General features: G+C 64.7%; 16 protein-coding genes. 6 read left to right on the top strand and 10 right to left on the bottom strand.

Annotation, left to right across the window (positions count from 1 at the left end; translation table 11 throughout):
- Both mnmD and motA read right to left on the bottom strand, forming a co-directional pair.
- Positions 1-1,742 (bottom strand): tRNA (5-methylaminomethyl-2-thiouridine)(34)-methyltransferase MnmD (gene mnmD / locus ACTS2Z_RS01175; protein WP_442571403.1); only part of this gene is annotated, 1,742 nt, incomplete at its 3' end.
- A 117-nt stretch (positions 1,743-1,859) separates the two neighbouring features.
- Positions 1,860-2,726 carry a flagellar motor stator protein MotA gene (gene motA, locus ACTS2Z_RS01170; protein WP_442571402.1) on the bottom strand — a complete coding sequence of 289 codons (867 nt, stop codon included), beginning with the start codon at positions 2,724-2,726 and terminating at the stop codon, positions 1,860-1,862.
- Between the two features lie 190 nt (positions 2,727-2,916).
- Here motA and ACTS2Z_RS01165 point away from each other — a divergent pair, with 190 nt between their 5' ends.
- On the top strand, positions 2,917-4,197 hold the full coding sequence (locus ACTS2Z_RS01165) for an MFS transporter (RefSeq protein WP_442571401.1): 1,281 nt from the start codon (positions 2,917-2,919) through the stop codon (positions 4,195-4,197).
- Between the two features lie 112 nt (positions 4,198-4,309).
- Here ACTS2Z_RS01165 and ACTS2Z_RS01160 read toward each other — a convergent pair whose 3' ends face one another.
- Positions 4,310-5,557, bottom strand: coding sequence for a lytic murein transglycosylase (locus tag ACTS2Z_RS01160; protein WP_442571400.1), 1,248 nt, complete (start codon positions 5,555-5,557; stop codon positions 4,310-4,312).
- Between the two features lie 250 nt (positions 5,558-5,807).
- On the opposite strand from ACTS2Z_RS01160, the gene ACTS2Z_RS01155 reads away from it, so the two are divergent.
- The 4 genes from ACTS2Z_RS01155 (at position 5,808) to ACTS2Z_RS01140 (ending at position 8,435) form a co-directional block, all read left to right on the top strand.
- Complete coding sequence (locus tag ACTS2Z_RS01155; RefSeq protein WP_442571399.1) at positions 5,808-6,914, top strand: TadE/TadG family type IV pilus assembly protein; 1,107 nt, start codon at positions 5,808-5,810, stop codon at positions 6,912-6,914.
- Positions 6,915-7,042: 128 nt separating this feature from the next.
- Complete coding sequence (gene ykgO, locus ACTS2Z_RS01150) at positions 7,043-7,168, top strand: type B 50S ribosomal protein L36 (protein WP_036511313.1); 126 nt, start codon at positions 7,043-7,045, stop codon at positions 7,166-7,168.
- 24 nt (positions 7,169-7,192) lie between these two features.
- The gene (locus ACTS2Z_RS01145) at positions 7,193-7,798 is read left to right on the top strand and encodes an HAD family hydrolase (RefSeq protein WP_442571398.1); all 606 of its coding nucleotides are present in this window, start codon (positions 7,193-7,195) and stop codon (positions 7,796-7,798) included.
- Between the two features lie 109 nt (positions 7,799-7,907).
- Complete coding sequence (locus ACTS2Z_RS01140; protein ID WP_442571397.1) at positions 7,908-8,435, top strand: CC0125/CC1285 family lipoprotein; 528 nt, start codon at positions 7,908-7,910, stop codon at positions 8,433-8,435.
- Positions 8,436-8,509: 74 nt separating this feature from the next.
- On the opposite strand, the gene ACTS2Z_RS01135 is transcribed toward ACTS2Z_RS01140, so the two are convergent.
- Complete coding sequence (locus tag ACTS2Z_RS01135; protein WP_442571396.1) at positions 8,510-10,741, bottom strand: TonB-dependent receptor family protein; 2,232 nt, start codon at positions 10,739-10,741, stop codon at positions 8,510-8,512.
- A gap of 296 nt (positions 10,742-11,037) precedes the next feature.
- On the bottom strand, positions 11,038-11,811 hold the full coding sequence (locus tag ACTS2Z_RS01130; RefSeq protein WP_442571395.1) for an SDR family NAD(P)-dependent oxidoreductase: 774 nt from the start codon (positions 11,809-11,811) through the stop codon (positions 11,038-11,040).
- Positions 11,812-11,966: 155 nt separating this feature from the next.
- Here ACTS2Z_RS01130 and ACTS2Z_RS01125 point away from each other — a divergent pair, with 155 nt between their 5' ends.
- Entirely contained in the window at positions 11,967-12,833 is an 867-nt protein-coding gene (locus ACTS2Z_RS01125) for an isoaspartyl peptidase/L-asparaginase family protein (protein ID WP_442571394.1), read from the top strand.
- 7 nt (positions 12,834-12,840) lie between these two features.
- On the opposite strand, the gene ptsN is transcribed toward ACTS2Z_RS01125, so the two are convergent.
- From ptsN to ACTS2Z_RS01100, 5 genes are all read right to left on the bottom strand, one after another.
- On the bottom strand, positions 12,841-13,305 hold the full coding sequence (gene ptsN, locus ACTS2Z_RS01120; protein ID WP_442571393.1) for a PTS IIA-like nitrogen regulatory protein PtsN: 465 nt from the start codon (positions 13,303-13,305) through the stop codon (positions 12,841-12,843).
- 41 nt (positions 13,306-13,346) lie between these two features.
- A complete protein-coding gene (gene hpf / locus ACTS2Z_RS01115) occupies positions 13,347-13,973 on the bottom strand; it encodes a ribosome hibernation-promoting factor, HPF/YfiA family (RefSeq protein WP_442571392.1) in 627 nt (208 codons plus the stop codon).
- Between the two features lie 196 nt (positions 13,974-14,169).
- Positions 14,170-15,669 (bottom strand): RNA polymerase factor sigma-54, encoded by a 1,500-nt coding sequence (gene rpoN, locus ACTS2Z_RS01110; RefSeq protein WP_442571391.1) that lies wholly within the window; start codon positions 15,667-15,669, stop codon positions 14,170-14,172.
- 11 nt (positions 15,670-15,680) lie between these two features.
- A complete protein-coding gene (gene lptB / locus ACTS2Z_RS01105) occupies positions 15,681-16,421 on the bottom strand; it encodes an LPS export ABC transporter ATP-binding protein (protein ID WP_442571404.1) in 741 nt (246 codons plus the stop codon).
- A gap of 171 nt (positions 16,422-16,592) precedes the next feature.
- The coding region (locus tag ACTS2Z_RS01100) for an LptA/OstA family protein (RefSeq protein ID WP_442571390.1) at positions 16,593-16,961 on the bottom strand (369 nt) is incomplete at its 5' end.

The raw sequence follows: 16,961 nt of genomic DNA, 5'->3' as shown, positions 1-16,961 counted from the left end.
TCAAGGCTCGCCGCGCCATCACGGGCGAGCGGCGAAGGTTCGCCGCAGATCAGGCAAGCCAGATGTTCAGCCAGCAGCGGTGCATGGGCAAAGCCGCGCGCGCCAAATCCGGTCAGCACATAGAGCCCCTCGATCGGCTCCGCATCGCGGCCAGTCGCCTGACCGGCAGCCGGAAGACGGTCGGGCAGGACGCAGCGCACCCCGCCCCAGTGCTCAAGGACGGCGCCAAGCCCCTCCCCGATGACCGGGTCGAAGGCAACTACAGCCTCCCGGATTTGCGCGGCTGCCTCATCGGCGGAAAGCGCCCCGCCGCGCTCATGCGTCGCCCCGGCAAGGACAGACCCGTCAGGCAGCGGGACAAGATAATGCCCCCAGGCCAGAGGCCGGATGATTTCAGGTCCATCATAGGCAAACCGGGCGGTCTGGCCGGGAAGACCCGAGGCTGGCAGATGAAGGCCGCTTCCCTCAGGTATCGCGCCTGCGCCCGGCGCCAGAACCACGCACTCTGCTTCGGTGACAAGCCCGCCAAAAGAATCGCTGATCCGCCAGCCTCCGCCTGAAAGCGGCTCCAGCCGTGCGGCGCCGCGATCCAGCACAGCCAGATCGCCAGCCAATGCGTGCAGTATCCTGGCTGGCTCCAGCCAGCCGGCCCGCTCCATGGCCAGACCGTCTGCAACGGGACTGATCCCGGCGCCCGCCATCATCGCGGCAATACGATTGAGGCGTCCCGCCCCGTCATTGCCGCCTTCAACGCGTCGCACACCTGAACCGTGAAACCCGTCCATCGTGCCAAAAAGCGTTCGGGCATAGTCAAATGCCGCCAGAAGCGCACGGACATGAGGCCGATCGGCAGCTTCCAGACGCGGGGTCAGCAAGGCGGCGATGCCGCCCGATGCGCCGGTACCCCAGCCTCCACTGGCAATGATGTGCGGCGTCACACCGCGGCCCTTTAGCGCAAAGGCAAGGCTCGCCGCCGCCACGCCGCCGCCAATGATCGCGATGCGTGAAGGCGCGGGGACGCCAGCCGACAAGGCCCCGCCCTCGAACACCGCTTCGAGGCGCTGGCGTTTGCGTCCGAAGCCCGGCACGCGTTCAACCGAGAAACCCGCCTCTGCGAGGCCGCGCCGCACATGGCCCGCCACGGTGAACGTGCCAAGACGCGCGCCGGGCTTGGACAGCCGCGCGATATGGCCGAACACATCCTGTGACCACATCTCGCCATTGAGGGAGGGGGCAAAACCGTCGAGGAACCAGGCATCGGCGGCGAAATCCATCGCCGTCAGAGCCTCGTGCGCCTCGTCGTGAAACACGGTGAGCACGACCCGTCCACCAGCGAAAATGCGCCGGTGTGGCCCTTTCGATGGCAGCGGCCAGAGCGCCGCCAGCGCTTCGGCCTTTTCACGCAACTCCGGGAACGCTGCGAGGGCGCGCGCAGCATCGCCCCGGCTCAGCGGAAAGCCTTCCAGAGACATAAAATGCAGGCGCGCGTTCGCAGGGGCGACCGCCTCGAACAATTCCCAGGCGGCCAGGAAGTTCAGCCCGGTGCCAAAGCCCGTCTCACCGATGATGATCGTCCCGCCTTGGGCAAATCGCTCCGCCAGCCGGCACCCGTCGAGGAACACAGCGCGTGTCTCGGCCAGGCCATCCTCGGCAGAAAAATAGACATCGCCCCCGCGGGCGCGCGGCGTTCCCGGCTCGCTCCAGTCAAGATCGGCAAGGGGTCTGACAAGGCTGTCGCTCATGCCCCACCGGCTACACGCGAAGCCGGGCGGGGGCAATCCGGCCCTTCACGCAAGAAAAAGGGCCGCAGCGTCACCGCCGCGGCCCCTGACAAGGCAAATCCCCCGATTTGTCTTTTTCTACTCCGAGCCGATGCTCGACAGCGCCTCTTCCAGCTCGGTGAAGCTCGGCTGCATGGCGCTGGGCACATTGCCCCGGCCGATCTCGACCGAAATCTGGGCCGCATTGCCGTGCAGGTGAGCCACCAGCACGCTCTGGATGATCTTGTAGAAGATCGCTTCCTCGTCATAGATCTCCTTCAGGCGGTTCGCGAACGGGCCGACAAAGCCGTAGGCGAGGAACACGCCGAGGAAAGTACCCACCAGCGCCGAGCCGATCATCGCGCCGAGATATTCCGGCGGCTGGGTGATCGCGCCCATCGTCTTGATGATGCCGAGCACCGCGGCCACGATGCCCAGCGCCGGCAGGGCGTCGGCCATGTTCTGCATCGCATGGGCAGGGCCGGCGGCCTCGTGATGGTGCTTTTCAAGCTGCTTTTCCATCGCGTCTTCAACCTGGTGCGGATCTTCCAGGTTCATCGTCATCATGCGCAGCGTGTCGCAGATGAAGTCGACGGCGAAATGGTCCTTCATGATGCGCGGATATTTCGAGAAAAGCGTGCTCTCGTGCGGCTTCTCGATATGGGCTTCCAGCGCGATGACACCCTTGGTCTTCATCGTCTTGGTCAGCGAGAACAGAAGCGCGAGCAGGTCACGATAGTCCTGCGGCTTCCATTTCGGACCGGAGAAGAGCTTGGCGAGATCGCCGGCGGTCTTGCCGACCGTCTTGCCCGAATTGCCGATAAGGAAGGCGCCAACGGCGGCGCCGCCAATCATCATCAGCTCGAAAGGCAGGGCCTTGAGAATGACGTCGAAATGGCCCCCGGCAAGCATGAAGCCGCCAAACACCATGCCGAACACAACGACAATGCCGATTATCTGAAACATGTACCCACCATCCCGCAGTCTTCCGGAGCCGTTCTGGCCGGACCGGGTGAAAGGGCGGATTTTTCCGCTTCTCCTCCCCCGGCCCATGTCCGGTTTCGGGACGTTTCTACGCGAAGATGCTTAAAGCCCGGTTTTCATGCTGTTAGCGGAGCGTTTACGCGATGGCCGGGCAGGACTATGCCTCTAGCCCATGCCCCTGACCGCAAACCAGCAGACACGGGCGGACCGGCGCGGCGCCTTCCGCCTTCTCTTCATCTGCCTCATGGCAGTGGGGATCGGCAATTCGATGCTGTTTGCGATTCTGCCGCCACTGGCGCGCGATATCGGCATTGACGAGATCTATGTCGGCGCGATCTACACCCTCTCCGCCCTGATGTATCTGACGATGAGCCCGGTATGGGGCGGCCTGTCAGACCTTTATGGACGAAGGCCTCTGGTGGTCTTCGGCCTTGGCACCTATGCCGCTTCGACGGTCATCCTCGCTGCAGGCGCCTGGGCCGGGCAGAGCGGCTTCCTGCCGCCTCTGGTCGCCGTGCTGGCCATGGCGCTGGCGCGCGCGCTCTTTGGTGCCTTTGGCTCTGCGACCGGCCCGGCTGCACAGGCCTATGTGGCAGACCGAACCGCGCCATCCGAACGCACACAGGCCCTCGCCGGCATGACTGCGGCGTTTGCCCTTGGCGGCATGATCGGCCCGGCGCTCGCAGCGGCGTTTTCCGAACGCATCGGCATGGTGCCCTTCATGATCATGATCGCGGTGCTAGTCGGAGCCTGCGCCCTGATCGTGCGCCTGACGCTGCCGGAGAATACACCGCCAAGCGCGCGCGACCGCCGTCCGCTCAATCCGCTCGCCCAGTTCGCGTTTGCCGGAGACGGACGGGTGCGCGCCTTCGTGCTGTTTGGCTGTGCGGCCTGGCTGGTGCAGGCGGCGAGCCTGCAGGCCATCGGCTTTTTTGTCATGGACCGGCTGGAGCTTGATACCACCGCCGGATTGCAGCTTGCAGGCGTCGCCCTGACAGCAGGTGCCGCCGCCCTGATCTTTGCCCAGCTTGTCGCCATTCCGGCCCTGAAAGTATCGCCGCGCGTGCTGATGCTGATCGGAACCGGGCTGACACTCGCTGGCCAGATAGAGCTGATCTTCTCGGGCGGCTATGCCTCGATCGTGCTCGGATTTCTGCTGAATTCTCTGGGCTTCGGCTTTGCCCGCTCCGGCTTTACCGGCGGGGCAAGCCTTGCCGTCAAACCCGGCGAGCAGGGCCGGGCTGCCGGCGTGACCGCCGCCACAGCCGGCCTTGGCTTCCTGATCGCACCCCTGTCAGGCCTCTGGCTTTATCAGGCGGTGGGCCCGACCGCGCCCTTCATGCTCAATATCGTGCTGTCGTGTGTGGCGCTGGCCGTTGCCGCTTTCCATCCGCGCGTGCGCCTCGCCGCTGCGCCTCTCGAGCAGGGCGAAGACGAAGGCGGCGTGGTGTGAGGCTATTTCTCCTCGTCACCCCCACGAAGGTGGGGGTCCAGAGATCACAACGCTCAGTCGGTCGCCAGCGGCTCTGGGTTCCCGCCTGCGCGGGAACGACGACAACTGTTATTTACCGCGCCGCGTCGGCCGCGATCACGGCGTTATAGAGAGCCAGCCCCGCATAGCCGTCAGGCTCAAGACCATTGGCGCTCTGGAACGCGCGAATGGCACGGCGCGTGTTCGGTCCGACCACACCATCAAGCCCGCCCGGATCATAGCCGAGCCGGGCAAGCGCCTCCTGCAATTCGCGCGACTGGGAGCGGCTGATCGGCGGATTATCCGTCGGCCAGCCGGTCGCCATGCCCGCATCACCCGTCTCGAACGCGCGGGCGAGATACGCCACGCCCAGCGCATAGGCGGTCGAATTGTTGTAGCGCAGGAGCGCCTCGAAATTGCGATAGACCAGAAAGGCCGGTGCATTCGCGCCAGCCGGGATTACCAGCCGCGCGGAGCGGTAAAGATCGTCAGCCGCCCATTCACCCGAGGCCGGGCTGATACCCAGCGCCGCCCAGTCGGCGACATTGCGGCGCTGGCTCTCGCTCCAGCCTGCAAAGTCAAACCCTTGGGGCAGGCTCACTTGCGTAAAGACCGGCTCACCATATTCCCAGCCCGCACGGGCCAGAAGATTGGCGGCGCTGCCCAGCGCATCGCCCTCATTGCGCCAGATATCGCGGCGTCCATCGCCATCGAAATCGACCGCGCGCTCCATATAGGTGGCCGGAATGAACTGGGTCTGGCCCATCGCGCCTGCCCAGGAGCCCAGAAGGTCATCGCGGCTTGCATAGCCGCGCGCAATCATCTGCGCGACAGCGCGAAGCTGGCTTTCGGCCCAGCCCCGGCGGCGGCCTTCCCAGGCCAGCGTCGACAGGGAACGCACTACGTCAAAATTGCCCTGGATCTCGCCATAGGCACTTTCAAGACCCCAAATGCCCACAAGGATATGGCGGTCCACCTCGAAGCGTTCCTCGACGCCGATCAGCGTATCGCTGATACCGGCCGCCGCGCGCTGGCCGTTGGACACACGGGCGTCCGAGACCGCGCCTTCAAGATACTGCCAGATCGGACGGACAAATTCAGGCTGGGTCTGGTCACGCTCGATTACGGTGGGATCAGGCTCAAGCCCGTCCAGCATGGCCGAGACGATGGCCGGATCAACGCCTTCCGAGCGCAGATCAGAGGCGAACCCGTCGCGCCAGGCCGTGAAGGGAATATCCTGTGCACCAGCAAGCCCGGCGAGCGACGAGGCCAGCACAAGACCGGCCAGAGCCGAGCGGCCGGCAGCCTTCAGGCGAAGGGGAAAACGCACAAGGTTTGGCATGGTCACAGAGTCCTCAACCGGGGATCAGGGCGCAAGTCTTTCTTCTAGCACGGACAAGATCAACGCGTGATGAACACCGCAGGGTCCATGGTTAGCAGATGGTTTACGCTAACCATATAAATTAATTATGTTTTCTCACCGCTCATTAAGGCTTGCCTGCTAGATTGCGCGCGTATGTCCGGCTGCAGGCCTGCAGTCCGGCAAGGCATGGAGGGCCGCGCCAGCGCGGTCCGGGCAAGGGCAGGACGACATGAAACGCCTCGCACGTTTTTTCCGCGACCGGTCTGGCAATGTTGCCGTGATCTTTGCGCTGTCGCTGGTTCCGGTCATGGGACTGGCGGGGGTGGCAGTCGATACCGCCCAGCTTATCAATGTGCGCACATCCCTTCAGGCCGAAGCCGATGCCACGGCGCTGAACGCCGCCGTGGGCGGACCCACGACCGACTTTTCCTCCCAGATAAATGCGATGAACACGCGCGTGATGGCCGCTTTTGGCGGCTCGGGCCTCACCGGGCTCAGCGTCAACGGCAACTGGGACGGTCTCGACTTCACGGTCGATGCCAGCGCGCGCGTGCCGACCATCCTCATGCATTCCCTGCCGGGGGTTAGCGATAATGTCCGCGTCGCGGTGCGGGCAACGGCGCGCCTGCACCAGGCACTCGAACAGTACGAACCACCGGAGGTGAGCTGGCTCGACCCGGAAGCAGGCGATTATAACCGCGTCTATGTCTATTGCTTCGATCCGGACCCGGATTCGGGCAAGACGATGGAGCAACGCCGTACCCAGCGCACGCCCGTGCAGGACAATAACGGCGTGAACTTCCTGACCCGCTGGCCGAACCAGTATCAATGGCCGCGCTGCGAGGAAGGCGAGGCGATCAGCTTCGAGCTCTACAATCTGCGCTTCTCGCGTAACAATTCCGAACGGATCGACCAGAATCCCAATAATGACCGCAACTGGTGCCAGCACACGGCAACAGCGGATTTCCCCAATCCGTGCCGGCATCGCTATTTCTCCGACACCAGCCGGGTGAATGGCGAGGAACGCCATGCCGGCCTGCAATACGACATTCTGGAAACAATCCTGTGCGACAGCCTGGAAGACTGCCGGCCCGCAAGCGAAGGCGGCATCCTTCCCTCGGGCACCGGCCGCACGCCGCAACAGGCCACCCAAGGCTGCAGCCCGGGCCGCTACATGTATTTCGGCTGGGAAGACCGCCCGCCGGGACTGCCCGGCGGCACCGCCAACTGGACCCAGATGGGCTGGACCGACCGGGATTATGATGACATCCGCATCATCATGGAATGCCCCGCGCTCGATGTTAGCTCGGAGCGCTATGTCCGCCTCATCGAGTAGGCCCTTCAACACCTGTGCAGGCCATGATGCGCTGGCGGTTGACTTGCGCCGGGGCGGACTGTAACACCTGCGCTCCCTAGAACACGCGGGCGGCTTTCCGGCCCCGCTCCAGGTACGAGACAAGACCCATGAAAGTGCGCAGCTCCATCCGCTCCCTGAAAGCCCGGCACCGCGACTGCCAGGTGGTGCGCCGCCGTGGCCGCGTCTACGTGATCAACAAGACCGACCCGCGCTTCAAGGCCCGCGCCGGCTAGATCACTTACCCGGCGCTCTGAATCGTGCCCGTGCGTGCCATCCTCTGGGATCTGGGACGCACGCTGGTCGACTGGGACCCCGATTATCTCTACCGCCGATTGATCCCGGACGCAGATGCGCGCCGGGATTTTCTCATGTCTGTCTGTACGCTTGACTGGCACGAGGCTCATGATCGCGGTGTTGCCATGGCTCAAAACCGGCAAGCCCTGATCGCCCGGCACCCGCATCAGGCAACCCTGATCGAAGCCTGGGACACGGGCTGGAATGCCATGTTCGACGGTTACATGCCCGGCATGGACGGCCTTGTCGAAGCCCTGAACGCGCGCGGCGTTTCGCAATTTGCCCTCTCCAACATGCCGGCGGAGAAATGGCCGGACGTGCTGGCGCTCTATCCGGCCTTTGCCCTGTTCGAGACCGCCGTGATCTCCGGTCAGGAAGGCCTCGTAAAGCCCGACCCTGCGATCTATGCGCTGACAACGCAGCGCATATCGGCTGCGCCGGAAGAGACCCTCTTCATCGATGACAGGCTGGACAATATCGAGGCCGGTGCCCGCGCCGGGTTCGCCGTGCATCACTTCACCGGTGCCGGACCTCTGAAAGCGGAACTCGCCCGTCTCGGCCTCCTCTGACCGCACCTGCTGGCCGAAGTGCCCGCCAGCGGCTAGGCTTTGCCTTGGAACGATCCAGCCCCATCTTTGTTGTCAGGGCTTGGGAAGAGCTATCTACCCGGAGGTACGCATGAAGCGCTTACTTGCAGGATTTGCCGCCAGCGCAGCCCTTCTGGCCGCGTGCGCGGAATCGACACCCTACCAGCGCGCCGCGAGCGCGGGAGGGTATGGCTACTCTGAACAGCAGATCGAGCAGAACCGGTTTTCGGTCGCCTTTTCGGGCAATTCACTGACCGAGCGCCAGTCTGTGGAGACCTTCCTGCTCTACCGGGCCGCGGAACTGACCCGCGAGCAGGGCTATGACTATTTCCGCCTGATCCGCAGAGATACCGAGGCCGAGCGCCGCTTCACCGGCACCACGCCGATGCGCCCTTACGGCCACTTTGATGTCTTCTACCGTTACTACCACCCGCGTCATGGCTGGTATGGCTGGCGTGACCCGTTCTGGGATGACATCAATTTGCGCGAAGTGACCCGCTACGAGGCCATGGCCGAGATCCAGCTTGGCCGGGGTCCGACACCGGACAGCCCCGACGCGTTCGACGCCGCTGACGTGATCCGCAATCTGGGTCCGCTGGTGCGCCCGCCTGTTCAGTAAAGGCTTCGCAACGCAAACAGCAAAACCCCGGACCAGCCGGTCCGGGGTTTTTTCATTGCCGCCGTGGGCCGGTTCTAGAAGGTCGCTGACAGACCCACCAGCACCGCGCGCGGCGCACCCGGGCGAAGGCCCGCCGGGCTGCGCGAGGCGGCATAGGCTTCATCGGTGAGGTTGCGGACCTGCACCCGCGCGCGCACCGCCTCGGTCAGGTCATACCAGAGGGCAAGGTCTGCCGTGGCATAGGAATCGAGGAACTGACCGGCGGGGATATTGCCCTGCCCCGCCACGGTGCGGCGCTCGCCGTTCCAGGTGATGGCCAGCTGGCTGCCAAAGCGGCCCTGCTCCAGACCGATAGACGCAAACCATTGATGCTCCGGCAGGTAGGGGAGCTGGTCGCCCGCCTGCACATTGCCCCAGGGGCCATAGCCCGACGCAAAGGCGGTCTGGAACTCGGCATCGGTCCAAGTATAGGCCGCACGTACCGGCACCGCGATGACGCTCCAGCCTGCAAAGGCGGCCAGATCCGTACCGGCGGACAGTTCGAGCCCCCTGACATCCACCTCGCCGCCGTCGAACTGGGCGCCGATTGTGCAGCCCCCGCCCGTCGAAGCCGTGCAGGTGCCGATCAGGTTGGAATAATCATTGAAGAAACCGACCGCCTCGATAAAGGCTGCCTCACCGGTCCAGCGCAGGCCCGCCTCCCAGTTCACGGCGTCTTCCGGGTCGCTCTGCGAGGACGGAGAAGACGGGGCAAACCCGCGATGTACGCCGCCAAACAGGGCGATGCTCTCACTGAGCTGGTAGCGCACACCAAGGCCCGGGATCAGAACATCGGTCGTGCTGCCGGTCACGGTCGTGGCGCCGGTGCGCGCAGGATCGCTGCCCGCCCAACGGGTTTGCGTGCCCTCGATGCGCTCATAGCGCAGGCCCGGCACCAGGGTGAGCGCGCCAAAGCTCACTTCATCCTGAACGAAGATGGCGAGCGCTTCAGCCTCGCTGATCCGGTTATCATGCTGGCCGGGCGCCTGGGCGCCGGTCTGGACCAGCTGCGAGTTGTCCATGCGGTAGAAGACCTCGTTCTGGAAACGGTCTTCGCTGTCGCGGTGCGCCCGCACACCCACCCGCCAGCGATGCGCCGCACCGAACAGGCTTGCATCGCCTGCCAGCTCCACCTGAACACCCTCGGCGAGATAGGAGCGGTTATTGTTGCGGCTGATGACCGCGCCATCGATGGAGACAAGGCCCGGCTGCCCGGTCAGCACCGCATACTCCGCGGCAAAGGTGACGGGATCGGACAACACAGCGCCCAGAGAGCGCCGGCCTGCCCCGGCATTGACGCCTTCCACCTTGAACCAGTTGCGCGCCACTTCGTCGCGATAGGTCAGCGCGGTGAAATTGAGCCCGTTATCGAACGCGGCGTCATAGCGCAGCACCCAGCGCGACTGATCAACATTGATCTGGTCATTGGCGCTGGCGGCATAGCGGCGATAGGGATTGGCCGCGAAATCGGCATCGGTGAGGCCCATATAGGTCTCGTCAGACGTCTCGTCGGAGGTCTGGTAGCGCAGCTCTACCGCATGGCTCACCCCTTCCCCGTCAAACTCCGCGCGCAGACGGGCGCCGAAATCGGTCAGGTCAAACCCGGTCGTCTGGTCAGGGTTGAAATCGATCGTCTTGAACCCGTCCGCGCTATCGGTATAGGCCTCGACCAGCCCGCCCAGACGCACGCCTTGCGAAACCTCTGTCATGCCACCGGCATAGGCATGGACGCGGCGCGCCTCCTCTTCACCGGCGGTGATCGCCAGACGTCCCGACCAGCTTTCGGGCACAGGCGTGGAGAGGAAATTGACCGATCCGCCTTGCGTGCGCGGACCATAGCGGACACCGGCCGCCCCCTTGACGATTTCCACCCCTGCCATGCGGCCGACATAGGGCGAGTAATAGGCTGCCGCCGCCGAATACGGCGCTGGCGCGGCGAGGATGCCGTCTTCCATCAGGACTATGTTGGCAGACCGGTCGAGCCCGGTGCCGCGCAAGCCGATATTCGGCCGCAGGCCGTACCCGTCCTCTTCCTGGATGTTCACGCCCGGCACCTGACGCAGCACCCGGTTGATGTCGGTATAGTCCTGCACCTGCAGGACTTCGCTTGGCAGCAGCGTGGCCGCGCCTGCGACATCGCGCGCATCGCCCTTCAGGCCGATGATCGTGATCGTCTCGACATCGAGATCGGCATCATTGGCGGTGTTGGCCGCAGCCTGGGCAGAAAGGGCCAGCATGGCCGTGCCGGCAAGAAGAAGTGAGCGCATCGAACTGGCGTCGTCCCTGAGATGAAATGTAACTGAGAATAAGTCTCACCTACAGGACGCGCGAAAGCCTGCCAATAGCAGCTGAGAATGAATTGCAGTTAGGAGCGGGAAAGCAGGCGGCGGCGCACTCCACCCTCGTCATTCCGGCGAAAGCCGGAACCCAGTTCTTTTAGTCTCGCAACGCATCCGCGTTGCGATGTTCCGCGCATTGGCGCGGGCGCGCGGTCGCGCTTGCGGCGCTGCGTGCCGGGGGGCGTCCACCCCCCCCGGCGGTAACCCCGGGTATCTTGCCAGCGCTATTTCGGGGGCATGCGCGCGCCGGCATCGAGGCGGACGCATTCGGCGTTGATGTAGTCATTGCCGACCATGAAGGCGACGAGATCGGCATATTCGGCCGGCGTGCCAAAGCGCTGCGGGAACTGGAGGTGGCTGGCGAGGTTCACTTTCACTTCCGGCGGCATTTGCTGGTAGATCGGCGTCTCGAAGAAGCCCGGCAGGATGGTGTTCACCCGCACGCCCTCACGCGCGAGATCGCGCGCCATCGGCAGGGTCATGCCGTAAATCCCGCCCTTGGAGGCCGAATAGGCAACCTGGCCGATCTGGCCGTCCTGCGCTGCAACAGACGCGGTATTGATGATGACACCCCGGCCCGACGCGTCGGGGTCGAGGGTCAGCATGCCTTCGGCGGACAGCACGGCGCAGTTGAACGAGCCGATGAGGTTGATGTTCACGACGAGGGCAAACTTGTCGAGCTGGTGGCCGACAATCTCGCCCGAGGAGGAGCGGCGCGCGGTCTTTTCCGCCCAGCCAATGCCGGCACAGTTGACGAGGATCCGCTCCTGCCCGTTGGCGGCGCGCGCCTTTTCGAAACCGGCCTTCACGCTTTCCACGTCGGCGACGTTCACCTTGGCGAAGACACCGCCCAGCTCCTTGGCGAGAGCCTCGCCACGCTCGGCATTCAGATCGAAGATCGCCACCTTGCAGCCCTCGGCTGCCAGACGCCGGGCCGTGCCCTCGCCCAGACCTGATGCCCCGCCCGTGACAACCGCGCTTGCGCCTTTGAACTGCATGGAAAATCTCCCCGTTGGACTGCTTGTTTTGCTGCACATGCGATGCGCACACGCACCGCGCCGGTATCAGGAAATAGCGCCTCGGCGCTTCTGAGGGAAGCACGGGGATGTTATGAGCCAGCATCACGATCCCGACCCGAACCGGAGAGCCGCCCATGACCCGACCGACTGCCCTTGTCCTCCACGGAGGCGCCGGTGTGCTGGCCAATCGCTCCTATGAGCGTGAAGTCGCGCATTTGCGCGAACTGGCCGAAGAGGGAAAGGCCTTGCTGGCCGGGGGCGGCCATGCGGTCGACATTGCGGTGAAGCTGGTCCGGGCGATGGAGGAAAGCGCGCTCTATGTCGCAGGGCGCGGCGCCTCGCCCAACACGGCTGGCCGCTACGAGCTCGACGCATCCATCATGGAAGGCCCGTCGCGCAAGGCGGGCGCGGTTGCCGCGCTGGAGGGCTTCATTTCGCCCATCACGGCAGCGCGCGTGGTCATGGATTCGACGCCCCATGTGCTGATCGCTGGAGCGGGCGCGGCGGACATTGCCCGCTCGCACGAGATTGAAGAGATCAGTGATCCCGAAAGCTACTACCAGCCTGCCGCCGTGCCCGACGGGCGCGAGATAGCGACCGGCACGGTGGGATGCGTGGTGCTGGACGCAGACGGTATCCTGTGCGGCGCCACCTCGACCGGCGGAACGCTGCGCAAGCGCTGGGGCCGGGTCGGTGATACGCCGATTATCGGCTCTGGCACCTGGGCCGATGCCCGTGTCGCCGTGTCCTGCACCGGTCAGGGCGAATACTTCATGCGGGCGAACGCCGCGGCCGATGTCTCGGCGCGCATGCGCTATCTGGGGTCTAACCTGGAAGAGGCCGTGCAGGGCGTGCTCGATGACATTGCCGAGCTGGGCGGCGATGGCGGCATCATCGCTGTCGATTCAAGAGGTGAGGTCAGCGCCCGCTACAACTCGCAAGGCATGAAGCACGCGATCGTGTACGCCGACGGGCGCATCGAAGCGGGCATGCAGCGCTAAAGGGCCGTTACGCCGCGTCGGTATGGGCCATGCCGGAAAGGATGGCGCCGACAGCGGCTGAATCCGGCGCAGCCCGCAGGGCGGTGCGGATATCCTCGCGCCGGAACAGGCGCGCAACCCGCGCAAGGGCCTTCAGATGCTCGGCGCCGGAATCTTCCGGAGCCAGAAGCAGGAAGACGAGATCGGCGTGACGGCCATCGACAGAATCGAAATCGACCGGCGTCTTCAGGCGCGCAAACACGCCGCACACCCGGTCGACATCGCTCGTGCGGGCATGGGGGATGGCCACGCCATCGCCCACACCCGTCGAGCCGAGCTTTTCACGTTCCATAACGGCATCAAGCACCCGGCGCGCGGGCACATGCAGCGTGCGCTGCGCCAGATCGCACAGGGATTGCAGCACCTGCTTGCGGCTGGTGCCGGGCAGGTCTGCTACCGCCCCGCCGGGCGGAATCAGGTCTGACAATGCCATGTCACGCCTTTGCTTGTCGGTGGGCCCCAGACGGGCCCCTGTCAGCGAACGGCGCTGTCTTTAGCGGCTCGAGCCGGATCAATCCACCCCACATGACCATCAGGACGTCTATAGACCACATTGAGCGATCCGCTTGCCGCATTCCGGAACAGCATGAACGGCGTATCGAGCACGTCCATCTCGTGCACCGCCATGGAGACGGTCAGCGTACGCAGCTCGCCCACCGTCTCGGCGACGATCACCGGCTCGCTGCCGCCCGTTGCGCCGCCATCATCAATGTCGGCATCGTCCTCATCGAGCGTGACGGCGCGGCCATTGCCGCGGAACACCACGATGGGTGTCTCCTCGGCAGGCAATTCCTGCTTGTTCTCTGCGTGATGATCCTTCAGGCGGCGCTTGTAGCGGCGCAGACGTTTCTCCAGATGCTCCACGGCGACTTCGGCGGCCGCATAGGCGTCCGCGCCCTCACCGGTTGCCTGCAGGAAAGCCCCGGACGGCAGGTGCAGCGCGCACTCCACCCTGAAACCGAACCCTTCCTTGGCGGCGGTGACAAACGCCTCGCCCGGACGGCTGAAGTATTTCGCCGTACCTTCCTCCACCTTGCCCTCGATGCGTTCACGCAGGGCCGGAGAAACGTCAATACCTTTGGATACAAACTGGATGTGCATGTTGGCTCCATCTGCCGCTGGCGCGTTGCGCGGAGTGCAGGGAGCCTCTTTTTTCAAAAGGCCCCGTGCGTCTGATACAACGCGTGGCCGAAAATCCGGTTCTGGGCCGGATGCAGTGACGGTAGCAAGCCGGGCGGGCGCGTCAATGCAGATAACTGGTTAATGACGAAACCGACAGATTGCGCCGGGCTGTCCTCTACCGCTTCATCATCCGGCGGCGCTGGACCGAGGAGGGGATATTCATCGCCTCGCGGTATTTTGCCACGGTCCGGCGGGCGATCTCGATGCCGTCGGCCAGCAGGCGGTCGACAATGGCGTCATCGCTCATTACCTCGTTGACCGTCTCCGACTGGATCATCGCCTTGATGCGGAAGCGCACCGCCTCGGCTGAATACGCTTCACCGCCATCGGCAGAGGCAATGGACGAGGTGAAGAAGTATTTCAGCTCGAACAGGCCGCGCGGTGTGGAGACATACTTGTTCGAGGTCACACGGCTGACCGTGCTTTCATGCATGCCAACCGCGTCCGCGACCGTCTTCAGGTTCAACGGGCGCAGCCACGCCACCCCCTTGGCCAGGAACGCATCCTGCTGGCGGACGATCTCGCTGGCCACTTTCAGGATGGTGCGCGCGCGCTGATCGAGGCTTTTGACCAGCCAGGAGGCATTCTGCGAACACTCCGTGATGAAGGTCTTTTCCTCTGCCGTGCGGGCGGTGCGCGCAATCTGCGCGGCATAGCGGTTATTCATCAGCACGCGCGGCAGCGTGTCGGTATTCAGCTCCACCGCCCAGCTGCCATCGGGGCGCTCGCGCACATAGACGTCCGGCTCCACGGCGCGGGTGCTGTCTGAACCAAAGGCGAGGCCCGGCTTGGGCGTCAGGCGCTTCAGCTCGGCAATCATGTCCTCGAGATCTTCCTGATCGACCTCGCACAGGCCGCGAAGCGCAGCGTAGTCATGCTTTGCCAGAAGCGGCAGATTGTCGACGAGCGCCGCCATGGCCGGATCGAGCCGGTTGCGCTCGGCCAGCTGAAGCGCGAGGCATTCCTGCAGGCCGCGCGCCATCACGCCGGCCGGTTCAAAGCCTTGCAGGCTGGCAAGGATGGCTTCCACCTCCGACACCGTGACGCCCAGGCGCTCGGCGGTCTCGGCAAGGTCGGCGCGCATATAGCCATCATCATCGGCCAGATCGATCAGATGCGCCGCGATCAGCCGGTCGGCGCCGGTGAGAGCCAGATCGGCAAGCTGATCGTGAAGGTGCTCGCGCAGGGTCTTTTCCCGGCTGGCATGGGAGGCGGCGTCGAACGCCTCGCCATCAAGACCGCCGCCGCCCTTGCCCGCGCGTGACCAGTCGACCGCGCCGCCGGAATCGCGCGCGCCCGCCAGATCGGGGGCGCTGTCGGCATACATGGCTTCGCGATCGGCATCGAGCGCTTCATCGGCGGCTGAAGAGGGCGTGTCGAAGCTCAGCTCGCCATGCGGGTCGCTCGCTTCGGCAGCGGGCGCACGATCGTCCTCGCCGCCCGGCTCGGGGCGCTCGTCGCGCTCCAGCAGCGGGTTACGCTCCAGCTCCTCCTCCACGAACTCGGCCAGCTCCATATTGTTGAGCTGCAAAAGCTTGATGGCCTGCTGGAGCTGCGGGGTCATCACGAGCCCCTGCCCCTGGCGTGCCTCCAATCTCTGTCCGAGCTTTGCCATGGTGGATATTCCTACTGGAAGCTGTCGCCGAGATAGACGCGGCGCACGGAAGGATCCTCCCGGACGGCGCCGGGCGAGCCCTCGAAGAGCACTTCGCCATCATGGATGATGGCGGCCCGGTCCGTGATCTGCAGCGTTTCGCGGACATTGTGATCGGTAATGAGAATGCCGATGCCGCGCTGTTTCAGGAACAGGATGAGGTCGCGGATATCGGCGATGGCCAGCGGGTCGATGCCGGCAAAGGGTTCATCGAGCAGGATGAAGCCGGGACGCGTCGCAAGCGCGCGCGCAATCTCCACCCGGCGGCGTTCGCCGCCTGACAGCGCCATGGCCGGGCTGTCACGCAAATGGTCAACGCCCAGCTCCTCCAGCAGATCATTGATCAGCGTCTTGCGGCGCGAGGCATCCTTCTCGGCAATTTCGGCCGTGGCCGTGACATTTTCCAGGACCGTCATGCCCCGGAAGATCGAGGCTTCCTGCGGCAGATAGCCAATGCCAAGGCGCGCGCGCTGGAACATCGGAAAGGCGGTGATGTCCTCGCCATCGAGCAGGATACGCCCGTGATCGGCAGGGATCAGGCCGGTAATCATGTAAAAGCAGGTGGTCTTGCCAGCGCCATTGGGGCCGAGCAGTCCGACCACCTCGCCGCGCCGGAGCGTGAGGGAAACAGACTTCACCACAACGCGCTTGCCGAACGCCTTGCCGATCGAATCGACGTGGAGGCCCTCGGCCTGGCTGCCTGGCATGGTCATTCCCGTCATTACCCCTGCCCCTTTCCATCAAAGGGTTATCGCGGCAGAGCTAACATTTGGTGAAGCGCGCCGGACTGGCCCCATCCTTGCAAGGGCCCGCCTCCCCATGGCAAGGCCGCAAGGCGGTTCAATCGCAGCGCCGCCCGCCTGGCAGGCTGTCTGGCGGGAAAATCAGCTTTCGCTGTCAGACAGGAAATCCTCGCGATAGCGCTCCGGCTCGGGGCCGGGCACGACCGGTGCCGGGCAGTCTTCTGCCGAGACCGGCGCTTCCTCGCCTTGCGAGAAGAACAGGCTGCGCACACGGCCATTACCGCCGGTCAGGCGGGAAATCCCGGTCTGCATGTTGATGACCAGCTCCTCGCCGGTCGACACATTGCATCCTTGCGTCAGCACCACCGAGCCGGTGAGCACAACGACTTCATTGGACAGCGTGTAGACGGCGCGGTCACCGCGCGCGGTCTCGGTCGCCGTGACATAGAACACATCCCCGCGCGCCGTAATCTGCTCGATCCGGCGCTGGCCGGTATCGGGATTGCGCGC

Source organism: Glycocaulis sp. (assembly GCF_052168375.1).
Taxonomy (GTDB): domain Bacteria; phylum Pseudomonadota; class Alphaproteobacteria; order Caulobacterales; family Maricaulaceae; genus Glycocaulis.
Note: the sequence above shows the minus strand (reverse complement) of the source record. Positions and strands in the feature narration are given on the sequence as shown.